The organism is Klebsiella ornithinolytica NBRC 105727 = ATCC 31898 (assembly GCF_001598295.1).
GTDB classification, from domain to species: domain Bacteria; phylum Pseudomonadota; class Gammaproteobacteria; order Enterobacterales; family Enterobacteriaceae; genus Klebsiella; species Klebsiella ornithinolytica.
In genome coordinates, this window is the sequence record NZ_BCYR01000001.1 from 139,907 (window position 1) to 152,626 (window position 12,720).

At 56.6% G+C, this 12,720-nt stretch carries 9 protein-coding genes; 3 read left to right on the forward strand and 6 right to left on the reverse strand.

The annotated features are described in order from the left end of the window. Positions 1 to 7: 7 nt before the first annotated feature. On the reverse strand, positions 8 to 2,695 hold the full coding sequence (locus ROR01S_RS00640; RefSeq protein ID WP_015584035.1) for a cation-transporting P-type ATPase: 2,688 nt from the start codon (positions 2,693 to 2,695) through the stop codon (positions 8 to 10). A 50-nt stretch (positions 2,696 to 2,745) separates the two neighbouring features. Next, positions 2,746 to 3,177, reverse strand: coding sequence for a universal stress protein (locus tag ROR01S_RS00645; protein ID WP_004863814.1), 432 nt, complete (start codon positions 3,175 to 3,177; stop codon positions 2,746 to 2,748). Positions 3,178 to 3,709: 532 nt separating this feature from the next. Between ROR01S_RS00645 and ROR01S_RS00650 the strand changes: the two genes are divergently transcribed. From ROR01S_RS00650 to ROR01S_RS00660, 3 genes are read left to right on the forward strand one after another with little or no spacing between them, the layout of a single operon-like run. Continuing rightward, on the forward strand, positions 3,710 to 4,795 hold the full coding sequence (locus ROR01S_RS00650) for an efflux RND transporter periplasmic adaptor subunit (RefSeq protein WP_064358991.1): 1,086 nt from the start codon (positions 3,710 to 3,712) through the stop codon (positions 4,793 to 4,795). Continuing rightward, positions 4,795 to 7,857: an efflux RND transporter permease subunit gene (locus tag ROR01S_RS00655; RefSeq protein WP_015584033.1), complete on the forward strand. Its 3,063-nt coding sequence runs from the start codon at positions 4,795 to 4,797 to the stop codon at positions 7,855 to 7,857. The genes ROR01S_RS00650 and ROR01S_RS00655 overlap by 1 nt, the downstream gene beginning before the upstream one ends. 38 nt (positions 7,858 to 7,895) lie before the next feature. After that, complete coding sequence (locus tag ROR01S_RS00660; protein ID WP_162098183.1) at positions 7,896 to 8,819, forward strand: acyltransferase; 924 nt, start codon at positions 7,896 to 7,898, stop codon at positions 8,817 to 8,819. A 28-nt stretch (positions 8,820 to 8,847) separates the two neighbouring features. On the opposite strand, the gene pagP is transcribed toward ROR01S_RS00660, so the two are convergent. The 4 genes from pagP to dadX all read right to left on the reverse strand — a co-directional run bounded on the left by pagP (position 8,848) and on the right by dadX (position 12,717). Next, positions 8,848 to 9,423, reverse strand: coding sequence for a lipid IV(A) palmitoyltransferase PagP (pagP, locus tag ROR01S_RS00665; protein ID WP_004863830.1), 576 nt, complete (start codon positions 9,421 to 9,423; stop codon positions 8,848 to 8,850). A 152-nt stretch (positions 9,424 to 9,575) separates the two neighbouring features. Beyond that, positions 9,576 to 11,093 (reverse strand): alpha/beta hydrolase, encoded by a 1,518-nt coding sequence (locus ROR01S_RS00670; RefSeq protein WP_064358992.1) that lies wholly within the window; start codon positions 11,091 to 11,093, stop codon positions 9,576 to 9,578. 310 nt (positions 11,094 to 11,403) lie between these two features. Beyond that, on the reverse strand, positions 11,404 to 11,616 hold the full coding sequence (locus tag ROR01S_RS00675) for a hypothetical protein (protein ID WP_064358993.1): 213 nt from the start codon (positions 11,614 to 11,616) through the stop codon (positions 11,404 to 11,406). Positions 11,617 to 11,646: 30 nt separating this feature from the next. Continuing rightward, complete coding sequence (dadX, locus tag ROR01S_RS00680; protein WP_015584028.1) at positions 11,647 to 12,717, reverse strand: catabolic alanine racemase DadX; 1,071 nt, start codon at positions 12,715 to 12,717, stop codon at positions 11,647 to 11,649. Positions 12,718 to 12,720: the final 3 nt, after the last annotated feature.

Below are 12,720 nucleotides of genomic sequence, written 5' to 3' on the forward strand. Positions count from 1 at the left end.
ACGTACATCAGGCGGTACGCCATTTCCGGGTTAACGGTTTTTCGATTTCCACAATCAGGAACATCACAAATCCGATGACAAAAGTGATTACCCAATAGCGGAACGGCAGCGCGGTGGTACCAAACAGCATTTGCATAAACGGCGCGTAGATAATCAGCAGCTGCAGCGCCAGCAGGACGGCGCTGACGATCCAGATGCCTCTGTTTGCCAGTAGCCCTTTACTCAGAGAAAATCCGTCGGCGACGCGGCAGTTGAGCATATAGAACCACTGAGCGGTCACCAGCGTTTGCAGCAGGACGGTACGAATAAACTCTGGCGAATAGCCGCGTGGCTGGAGCCAGGCTTCCAGCACAAAGGCGCTCACGGCGATCATCGAGCCGACGAAAATGACCCTCCAGATAGCGAAACCGTCCATAACGTGCAGCTTAGGATCGCGCGGCGGACGCTTCATGATGTTCTTTTCGCCGGCCTCAAACGCCAGGCCAAACGACAGCGTGGCCGAGGTCGCCATGTTCATCCACAGGATCAGCACCGGGGTCAGCGGAATTAAATTCCCCGCCAGCAGGGCAATAATAATCAACAGCCCCTGCGCCAGGTTAGTCGGCATAATAAAGAGGATGGTTTTCTTCAGGTTATCGTACACCCGCCGCCCTTCCCTGACCGCGCTGGCGATGGTGGCGAAGTTGTCATCAGTCAGCACCATATCGGCCGCTTCCTTGGTCACTTCGGTCCCCTTGATGCCCATGGCGATCCCAACGTCGGCCTGCTTCAGCGCCGGGGCATCGTTCACCCCGTCGCCGGTCATCCCCACCACCTCTTTTTTACTCTGCAGCGCCTGCACCAGACGGAATTTATCTTCTGGACTGGTACGGGCGAAAATATCAAATTTCTGCGCGGCTTCGCTGAGCTGCAGGTCGTCCATCACCTCCAGTTCACGCCCGGTGATGGCATTGCCGGCATTGCCAATGCCCAGCATTTTGCCGATACTCATCGCGGTTTGCGGGTGATCGCCGGTGATCATTTTCACGCGAATGCCCGCCTGCAGGCAGTCGCCAATCGCCGTAATCGCTTCCGGACGCGGCGGATCCATCATTCCGGCAATACCGAGGAGGATAACCCCCTGCTGCAGATCCTGATGGGTCAGCTCGCTTTGCCCGCTGGCCGCCGGTTTCCACGCCGCCGCAACCATGCGCAACCCTTCCCGCGCGTACTCTTCAATTTTTGCTTCCCAGTAAGGCTGATTCAGCGGCTGCAGGCCGTCCTCGGTCTGCTGCTGCTGGCAAAGCCGGAACAGTACATCCGGGGCACCGGTGATTAAGATCATCTCTTCATTACCGATCCGATAGAGCGTCGACATATATTTATATTGCGAATCAAAAGGGATCTTGCTGCGCAATTCGGTTGCCACCACCGGCAGCGCGACTTTCGCCGCCAGCACTTTCAGCGCCCCTTCCGTTGGACCGCCGGTAATTTTCCATAACCCGCTTTCATCCTTAATAAGCTGGCTGTCATTACATAAATCAATGGTCCTCAAATAGCGCTCAAGCAGCGTACCGGGCGCCACCACAACCGGCCCGGCCCCATCTACCGGGTGAATATTCCCGATCGGTTCATAGCTATCGCCTTCTACCCGATAGACGGTATCCGCCGTAATGACGGCTTTTACCGTCATCTCGTTCATGGTCAGCGTCCCGGTTTTATCCGAGCAGATCACCGTCATCGCCCCGAGGGTCTCAACCGTCGGCAGCTTGCGGATAATCGCCTTCTGCCGCGCCATGGTCTGCACGCCCAAAGAGAGAATGATCGAGATGATCGCCGGCAAACCTTCCGGCACCGAGGCCACCGCAAGACTTATCAGCGAGAGCATCAGCTCTGAAACCGGCATATCGCGGAACAGCAGGCTGAAGACGAACAGCGCGGCCATCATCACCAGAATGATAATAAAGATGGCTTTGCCGAGCTTATCCATCTGTACCAGCAGCGGCGTACGGTGCTTTTCAATATCCGCCATCATCTGGTTGATATGGCCCAGTTCGGTATCTCCGCCGGTCGCCACCACCAGGCCTTTACCGCCGCCGGAACTGACCGTGGTCCCCGAAAACAGCAGGTTCGTGCGATCGCCGAGAGGAAGATCGCCGCTCAGCGCCTCGGTGTTTTTTTCCACGACCGTCGACTCGCCGGTAAGAATCGCCTCTTCCACCCGCAGATTGTGGGCTTCAATAACCCGCAGGTCGGCAGGGATTCGGTCGCCCGCACGGATCACCACAATATCACCCGGCACCAGCGCGGTGGTCGGCACCGTTTCATGGTTCCCCTGGCGGATCACCACCGCTTCGCTGGAAAGCATATTGCGAATGCTCTGCAGCGATTTTTCCGCGTTACTTTCCTGGATATGGCCAATCAGGGCATTAATCACCGCGACGCCCAGAATCACCAGGGTATCGACCCAGTGCCCCATCACCGCAGTCAGCAGCGCGGCCGCCAGCAGGACGTAAATCAGGACATCGTTGAAATGGGCCAGGAAACGGAGCCATGCGGGCTTGCCCGGCTTTTGGGGGAGCGCATTCTCACCGTACTGCTGGAGCCGCGAGGCGGCTTCTGCGCTGCTAATACCTTCGGAGGAACTGTTGGTGCTGGTCAGGGTTTCATCGACGGAGAGCTTGTAGAACGGGCCAGCCGGTTTGTCTGTACTCATGGTTATCTCCTCACTCCTGTAACGGAAATCAGAACAGCATCAGGCCGCCCCTAACGCACAACGAAAACCGGAACGTGAGCATAACGAACGATGCTTGCCGCCTCGGAACCCAGCAAATGGGTCTGAATATTGGGGTTACGCGAGCCAATAATCACCACATCTGCCTGCAGTTCGTCGGCCAGTTTGATCACTTCATCACGAATATTGCCGCTGCGGACATGAATATGGATGTCGCTTTCCGGCAGACTGGACTTTTTGGCCAGCTCAGCAAGTTTTTCCTCTGAGTTTTTAACCAGATAGTCTTCCATTTTTCGCGCATCAGAAATAAATCCGCGCGTCAGCTGTGGGGAAAACAGCGGGTTTACGTGCACTAAATGAATTTGCCCGGAAGCGCTTTGCGCGAGAAACTGAGCATGGGATAACGCTTTGTCGGCGAGGCCGATTTCAAAGACATCAACCGGGACCAGGATATTTTTATACATACAGACAATCCTTTTATTACCAATAGAATAGTTGGCGATTAACGCCTGACGTGTCGTATTGAGGAAAGAATCTCAGAAACAAAAGCTGGCACAGAAGTCGCTATAATTAAACGTAGCACAGGACGGTTAACATTATTCAACCACCAATTATTATATTGAAAAATATCACAGAGCCCGCCCCCCTCAGACAAAACGGCTGGAAACCACGCTAAAACGTCGACATAAGGAAAATTTTTACTCTTTTTAACATTTCCGCCTTTCTACGACTATGCTCATAATCAGGAGCTATAGCACTTCCAAAAACCACTCCATAATTAGGCATATGAGAATTTACTTACTATATATCCAGTACTAAAGGAGGAGCGATGTTTGGCTATAGTCTGGTTCGTCTGAGCCTGTTTATCGCCCTGGCAATCATTGCCTGTACGGCGACAGGTTTATTCACTTATGTCGTTGTCTCCGCGTTGGCTGAATAATCATGGCGCTTGTAACAAACATGTAAAATAAATCTATTCACTCTGAGGGGAATACAGTGAAGCGTTATTTTTCTCTCATTCCTGTTGTTATTTTAATAACAACAGCTTGCGATCAGAAAGCACCTCAGGTCACGCCGCTACCGCGGATGGTTAAAGCGGTGGAGGTGACCGCCGTCGGTGATTCACAGCAACGTATTTTTCCTGCACGCATCGAATCCGGGGATTCGACGGATCTGTCTTTTAAACGCGGTGGCCAGGTTGAATCGCTCGACGTTCGTCAGGGTGCGAACATTACGCAAGGACAGGTCCTCGCCCGCCTTAACGCCCGGGAAGCCCAGCAGCGCGTCAATGAACGACAAACTGCCGCCACGCTCGCGCAGCGGCAGTTCGATCGCTTCCAGACCCTGGCCGGCCGCCAGGCTATTTCGAAAGCCGAAATGGACATCCAGCGCGCCAGCCGCGACTCGGCAAATGCGGCGTTGAAAATTGCCCGCGAAGAACTCGACCAGATGACGCTCAACGCGCCGTTCAGCGGGGTAGCGGCCAGCGTGCCGGTTCGCAATCACCAGGTGGTCGCCGCCGGCCAGACCATTGTGACCCTGACGCGTACCGATCTCCTCGATGTGGTCTTCAGTATTCCGGAAAACCTGTTTAGCGCCTTTGATATTCGCAACGCGCAGTACCGCCCGATAGTGAAAATCAACGCCCTGCCAGACCGCCAGTTCACCGCCCAGTACAAAGAGCATTCCGGCAGCAGCGACAATAGCACGCTCACCTGGCAGGTGATTTTGACCATGCCGCGCCCGGCTGATTTCCCTGCGGTGGGCGGCGTCAGCGGCACCGTGACGGTGAATCTGGCAAATCTGCCCGCTAACGCCGGTCGTGAAGCGCTGGTGGTGCCGGTTGAGGCGGTGTTCAATCCCGATAATCATCCGCGCAACGAGCCGCACGTGTGGGTGATTAAAGGCGATGGCGAGCAGCTGCATCTTGAGGATCGCAAAGTGAGCGCCGGGCAGGTGACAACCCAGGGGGTGGTTATTACCGACGGTCTCAGCGCCGGCGAGCGCGTTGTGGCGGCTGGCGTCAGCGAACTGCATGCCCAACAGCCGGTTCGAATCTGGACGCGTGAACGAGGCCTGTAATGGATATCTCTCGCCAGTTTATTAATAATCCCGTGCGCGTCTGGCTCACTATTCTGCTGCTGGGCATTGGCGGTATTTTCGCCCTGCTCAATATCGGCCGTCTGGAAGATCCGGCCTTTACCATTAAAACGGCGGTGGTCATTACCCACTACCCTGGCGCATCGGCGCAACAGGTCGAGGAAGAGGTCACCCTGCCGCTGGAAAACGCCCTGCAACAGCTGCCCTACCTGGATAACGTCAGCTCTATTTCGTCCAACGGGCTGTCGCAGATTACGGTGAATATCGCCTCGAATTACCACTCCAACGAGCTGCCGCAAATCTGGGACGAGCTGCGGCGCCGGGTGGGCGATGCGGCCCGCCTCTTTCCGCCGGGCGTGGTTTCCCCCTTCGTGAACGATGATTTCGGCGACGTGTTTGGCTTCTTCTTTGCCATTTCCGGCGACAGTTTTACCAATCCTGAGCTGGTCCGCTATGCCGAGCAGCTGCGCCGGGAGCTGGTGCTGGTGCCCGGCGTCGGCAAGGTAGCCATCGGCGGAGCGATCCCGCAGCAAATTAACATTGATATCTCGCTGCCTAAAATGGCGGCCCGCGGCATCACGCTTAACCAGCTTTCCGCTCTTCTCAGCCGCCTGAACGTCGTTTCCAGCGCCGGAGAGATAACATCCGGCAGCGAGTCCATTCGTCTGCATCCGACCGGGGAGTTTGAGAATATCGACGAACTGGGCGACCTGCCGATCAACCCGCACGGTACGGGAGCGGCGACCCGGCTGCGGGATATTGCCACCCTCTCGCGCGGGCTGAGCGAATCCCCGTCCAGCATCTACCACGCCAACGGCCGCCAGGCGGTGACGATGGGCGTCTCGTTCATTCCCGGCGTCAACGTCATCGATGTTGGCCATGCGCTGGAGGCAAAGCTGGAACAAATGTCGGCGGAAAAACCCGCCGGGATTCACCTCGATCTGTTCTACGATCAGGCGGCTGAAGTTGGCCACTCGGTTAACGGCTTTATCACTAATTTTTTAATGGCGCTGGCCATTGTTGTCGGCGTGCTGCTGATCTTTATGGGCGTGCGCAGCGGCATTATTATCGCGTTCTCGCTGGCCCTCAACGTGCTGGGCACGCTGCTGATTATGTATCTGTGGGGTATTGAGCTACAGCGGATCTCGCTGGGGGCGCTCATTATCGCCCTTAGCATGCTGGTCGATAATGCCATCGTGATTGTCGAAGGGGTGCTGATTGCCCGTCAGCAGGGGTCAACGCTGCTGACCGCCATCAACTACGTTATCCGCCGTTCCGCCCTGCCCCTGCTGGGGGCAACGGTGATTGCGATCCTCGCCTTCGCGCCCATCGGCCTGTCGCAGGACTCGACGGGGGAGTATTGTAAATCGCTGTTCCAGGTGCTGTTAATCTCCCTGATGCTCAGCTGGTTCTCGGCGCTCACCATTACCCCGGTGCTGATCAAATGGTGGCTGTTTAAAGGCGCCGCCTCCCCGCCGCCGGCCGCTGAGGCCGATCCTTACCGCGGACGCTTTTACCGTAGCTATCAGCGGATCCTCAACGCTCTGTTGCGGCAAAAAACCGTCACCCTCGTGGTGATGGCCGCGCTACTGGCCGGTGCAGTCTGGGGATTTGGCTCGGTGCGGCAGAACTTTTTCCCGTCATCCAATACGCCGATCTTCTTTGTTGATCTGTGGCTGCCCTACGGCACCGACATTGCCTCCACGGAAAAAATGGCCAGCGATATCGAAACCGCGATTAACGGCCAGCCCGGCGTCGTCACCACCGTGGCGACCGTCGGTCAGGGCAGCATGCGCTTTATCCTCACCTATAGCGGCCAGCGCCAGTACAGCAACTATGCGCAGATCATGGTGCGCATGGACGACCAGCGTAGTATTGACGCCCTCACTCGCCACGTGGATGCCTATATTGCGCGCCACTATCCGCAGGTGAATGCCAGCAGCAAGCGGGTGATGTTTGGTCCATCCGGCGACAGCGCCATCGAGGTGCGAATTAAAGGCCCCGATCCCGACAGATTACGGCTGATAGCCAGCCAGGTAAGCACTATCCTCACGGCGGATCCGGCCGTCGGTAGCGTGCGCAACGACTGGCAAAACCGTAGTAAAACGATCCGCCCGCAGTATTCCCCGACCCTGGGGCGCGAGCTGGGGGTGGATAAGCAAGATATCGACAGTGCGCTGCAGATGAATTTCAACGGTAGCCGCGCCGGGTTGTACCGCGAAGGCGCCGATCTGCTGCCGGTGGTGGTGCGCCCGCCGGCCGCCGAACGTCAGGATGCCAACCATCTGAAAAACGTGCTGGTGTGGAGCCAAAGCCGTCAGCAGTACATTCCGCTGAGCAACGTGGTCAGCGGCTTTAACCTCGAATGGGAAGACCCGTTAATTCTGCGCCGCGACCGCAGTCGCGTGCTCACGGTGATGACCGACCCCGACCCGCTGAGCAATCAAACCCCGGGCGATATTCTGGCGCGGGTCCAGCCGCAGATTAACGCGCTCAGCCTGCCGCACGGCTACAGCATTGAGTGGGGAGGCGACGCGGAGAACTCCAGCGAAGCGCAGCAGGGGCTGTTCACCACCCTGCCATTGGGCTATCTGGTGATGTTCGTCATCACCGTCCTGATGTTCAGCTCGCTGAAAAATGCGGTCGCCATCTGGCTGACCGTGCCGCTGGCGCTGATTGGCGTGACCCCGGGCTTTTTAATTACCGGCATCCCCTTCGGCTTTATGGCGCTTATCGGTTTACTCAGCCTGAGCGGCATGCTTATCCGTAACGGCATCGTGCTGGTCGAAGAGATTGAACAACAAAAACAGGAAAAACCGCAGCACGAGGCGATTATCTATGCGGCAACCTCGCGCTTACGCCCTATACTGCTCACGGCCTTCACCACCGTGCTCGGGCTGGCGCCGCTGTTGCTGGACGTCTTCTTCCAGAGTATGGCGGTGGTTATCATGTTCGGGCTGGGTTTTGCGACCATTCTGACGCTACTGGTTCTTCCGGTTATTTACGCCTGTTTCCACCCTAAGGATATGCAGCAACCACAATGAACACCACCGGGTTAAATATTATTAAAACGCTGGGATGCATGACGGCGGTAACGTTCTTTACCATCTATAACACCTGGGATCGGTATGATTACGATTACCACTGGATCCTCGGCTTTCTGACGTTTATCTCGACCATCGCCACGCCGCTGTTTTTTGTGGTGGCCGGCTATCTCGATGCCCAGTCCCGGCATAGCACGAGCTGGCAGATGGGGAAAATTAAAAGCGTGGTGATCGTCTTTCTTTTCTGGATGACGATTTACTATCTCTGGGAACCTTACCAGCGCGGCTATCTTATCCAGCCGTGGTTTGTCTTCGCCTTTATTGTGATCTATACCTTCCACCCGCTGATCGAGTGGCTAAGCCAGCGCAGAAGGATCTTCTTTGGCGTGGTGTTTGTATTGCTGCTTTTCTCCTATGGTTACGACCTGCTGGCAGCCCTCTATCCCAACGTGCATGCGCTGACGCTGGCGCCGCAGTATCGCCTGTGGACCTGGCTGTTGTTCTATCTAACCGGTCAGCTGTTTAGCGACCCGCTGGTGGTGCGCTGGCTTAATCGCGATAAGGTGGTCAAAGCCGCGATGTTTGCGATACCCTTTATTTATCTTTTCACCTGGTTTTACGAGCGCCATTTCTTTTTCGCTCTGTTCAAGGCCGACAGAAATGCATTCATTCTCACCGGTTCGCAAATTTATATTCTGGTGGTCGCGCTGGTTATTGCGGCCAACGGCGTCCGTTTCCGAAAAAACAGCGAGTTTAAAGAGAGTATTCTGGCGGCAATCAGCAAAACGATGACCGGGGTTTATATCCTCCATTACTCCATTTTTCATCTCCTGAGCACCCTTATCCCAATCGGTTCGCTGAGCACAAAATTAATGCTGATTGCCCTGACGTTTATCGTCTCGGTATTGATTTCAATGCTGGCGTTATCCAACTCCGTCGCTAAAAAAGTGATCACCCTTTAAATCACCGGCGCCCGGCCTGACGCCGGGTTTAAAAACCATAGCGCAGCCAGGCAAACAGGACGTTACCGTTATTGTAGGTGCCAGGAATATAGGTGAACTGTACGCTAAGTCGCCGATAGCTCGCGGAAAACAAGGGAAGAATAATCGGTAAGGGCACGTAATTGGCGAAATCATCGCGGGCGGTGATCCCGGCGGTCACGCCAAGGCCAAGGCGGAAATCCTGGCGGCTATCCAGATACCAGCCCTTCTCCCAGCCGTAGCCAACGATCGGCTGCCACTTGTTATGCGAATCCTTAAACATCATGGCGTACAGCGAGCTCCAGTCGCCGTCATCGTGATAGCGAGAGAGACCGAAGCCGCCGCCCCAGGGCATCTCGTTGTAGTTATCCGTTTTCTCTTTATCGTAGGTTAAACGGTTGTGCCAGCTAAGAAACGGCAGATACAGGTCATAATTTTGCGGCTGATTCCAGGTTTGCGAAACATCGTTTTTGAGCCAGTTCCACCAGCCGCTGATGCGCTGTTCGCCGTAAACATGGTCTTCAGCCTGTACCGCAGTGGCGAAAATCACCAGGGTTGCCCACACTATCAGCCGACAATGTTGCATAGATTTTTCCTTAAAAAATCACCGGTAACGATTTCGTCCGGGAAGAATAAACACCCTTTGCAAATATCACCGCCGCCATTTTTGCGGCTAACAGGCGTCCCTTATGACAGGTATATCGTTGCCGGCCGGGAAATAACAGAATGTCCTCTGCATTATAATCCCGATTCGGGGGAAGGCGGGAAAGCGCCGCGAATATGTTGCTGAATACGGTCCATCATAAACGGGAAGAACGGGTTGGAGGTGACGCGCATCAGCGTATCCAGCCCTACGCTGAGGGTTGAAGTCTCTCCGCGTAGCGAAATGGTGCCGATACTAATACCGTAACGGTTCTTCTCCGTCGGCTCGCGACCGTACAGGGAGTCGTTCATCGGGAATGGCACCGCGACGTGCGAGAGCGAATACATATCCTGCGGCCATGCAATGTTCAGCCGCGTCACCTGCTCCTCTTGCGCGCCTGCTGGCGTGGTACGTGCGACGGTCTCGTAGGTGGTAGGCGAAGCATTAGTAATCACCGTTGTGCGATAGCGGCGCGGCGCTGGCGGCAATAGCGTGCTGAGCGCAGAGTAGACCGCAGGCCGAAACAGCGCGCGTAAATTCGCCGCCTGGTTGATATCAAAAATCACCAGCTCACTGCCGTTGTCCGGCAAATAGCGATACAGCGAATCCACCACGGCCCGGGTGCTGACCGTGGAGTCCATCACCGACTGAAAAGTCAGCACCGGAGCAAGCGCAGCAAGCCGCTGGCTGCGGGAATCCTGGACAATTTTCTCCTGCAGCGCCTGGGTTAACAACCACGACTGTCGGGCCGCCTTCACCGGAAATGAGTTGTATTTATAAGGATTAAACTCGGGTACCACGTTCAGCCATGCCGCCCGGGCAAAAGCAGGAAACACCGCCGGTAATCCCGTCAGTCCGGCAAAGCGGGCAAACGCGGTCACCCCAATCATCGGCGACAGCAGGACTATCTGCTGCGGCGGAGGCAAGGCCTTATCATCCAGCGCGTCGAGCGCATATTTCAGCGCCAGCGCGCCGCCGTTGGAATAGCCGATAACATGCAGCGGGACGTTCGCCCCGGCCAGTCGGGTCGCTTCGCGTACCGCCAGTCGCGTGGTCGCCATCCACTGCTGCCAGTCAACGGCGGTCAGCGAACCCGGCGCTGTACCGTGCCCCGGCAGCCTCGGTACCACGGCAACGAACCCCTCCTGCTGGTAGGCTTTTGCCAGATAGCGCACGCTGTACGGCGAGTCCGTCAAGCCATGAAGCAACACCGCGGCGCCGCGCGGCGTTCCCTCCGGCAGTAGCACAAAGGAGCGATTCCAGTCAGGCTGAAACTGTTGCGGGTAGACCTGACTTTGGGCATAAAAACGATTAAGCGGCGTTTTTTGATCGTCAGGAAGCGTATCGATCAGCTCAAGTTTCATCTCGCGAAAAATCGCCTCTTCTCGCCCCAGATAGCCAGCGAAGGTTGTGCGGTCTATCTCTGCTGCCGACATTTCATCGGCAGACCAGGTATGCCACGGATGCAGTGCAGGCCCTCGCTGCGTTTCGTAAATACGCCCGGCAATAAAAACGGTAATAACGATAAGCAGGCCAATCGCTATTTTTTTCCCCAGCGAGGCCATTTTTAAACCAGCGTTAATCAGGGGGCGGGTAAATCTCATCATTGGCATATCGCTGTCCGTGTTGTGTTCTGTACATAACGACCGTTGGCTCGCCGGGGCATTGTAGTCATGTGATGGACGTTGTTTCCAGAAGTAGTCGGTTGCTGATTTTTATTGTCTGCGCTTATGACGACCGTCGATGACCGCGCCACCTTCGGGAGGGGCGGTATTGATATTGCCAAATCTGTCGGACACGCTGGAGGGCCCCGTCCCGTCGAACACCGTATCTCCGGGTTTGCAGTGCGTCATGTTCGGACCATCCGTGCTTATGGCGATGCCAGCCTGCGCTAAGCAGATCGTAGCAGGCAACAACATCGAATCAAGGCGCCAGGTGGCTATCAAGCGGCACGTTGTATTGCGGGCAGGCCTGCGGCGGTCGGGCCGGGGCGTGCGGGACGAGGATGAGCAGCGGGCCCGCGCCGCCAACGCACGGCTGACGCGGGTATTTCCCCGGCTTACAACGGCGTCGGTTTTCCTGACGAGCGTAAGCGGAAAACCAGAATCCCAGTAACTTACTGAAATTCTGGCTCATAAGAGTGGCGAATGGCGCCGTTCAGGCACGTTACCCGGTCACCACCGGAACGCGGGGCGCCAGCGCGCACATCAGCTCATAGCCGACGGTGCCGCAGACGCTGGCGACATCGTCAATTTTGATCTCTTTGCCCCACAGCTCCACCGGCGCACCGATCCCGGCCTGCGGGCAAGGCGTTAAATCGACCGCCAGCATATCCATCGAAACCCGGCCCACCGTGCGGGTCCGAACACCGTCAACCAGCACCGGCGTACCGTCCGGCGCCACGCGCGGATAGCCGTCGGCGTAACCGCAGGCCACAATCCCAATCCGCTGCTCGCCGGATGCCCGATACAGGCCGCCGTAACCCACCGCCTCTCCCGCCTTCAGGTTCTGCACGGCGATGATTTCGCTGCTGAGCGTCATTACCGGCTTGAGGCCGCTATTGGCGATATCCTGCCATTGGCCGGAAGGCGATGCGCCATACAGCACAATACCCGGCCTCACCCAGTCAAAATGGGCTTCAGGATGCCACAGCGTCGCCGCCGAGTTAGCGAGCGAGCGCCGGCAGTCCAGTCCTTCCGCCGCCTGCTCGATACGGCGCATCGGCTCAATGATGCCCTGCGGATTTTCCGCATCGGCAAAATGCGACATCAGCGTCATTTCGCTGACGTTGTTCAGCGCCCGCAGCTGCTGCCAGACGGTATGAATGCGATCCGGCATAAAGCCGAGGCGATTCATCCCGCTGTTGACCTTGACGTAGATATCCAGCGGCGCGTGGAGTTTTGCCTGCTGAAGCGCCTTAATCTGCCAGTTACTGTGCACGCTGGTGGTCAGGCGATACTTATCGAAAAGCGCCAGCTCATCGGCGTGGAAGAAACCCTCCAGCATCAAAATTGGCCCTTTCCAGCCGTGCTCACGCAGCAGGATCGCCTCTTCAAGGTTGAGCATCGCGAAGCCATCAGCGCCGCTCAGCGCGCTCCAGACGCGCGACAGGCCATGACCATAGGCGTTGGCTTTCACCACCGCCCACAGGCGCGAGGCGGGGGCCGCACGCCGGACAATCTGCAAATTCTGCCGCAAGGCCGGCAAATCAATGCTGGCCAATACAGGACGGGACATGAA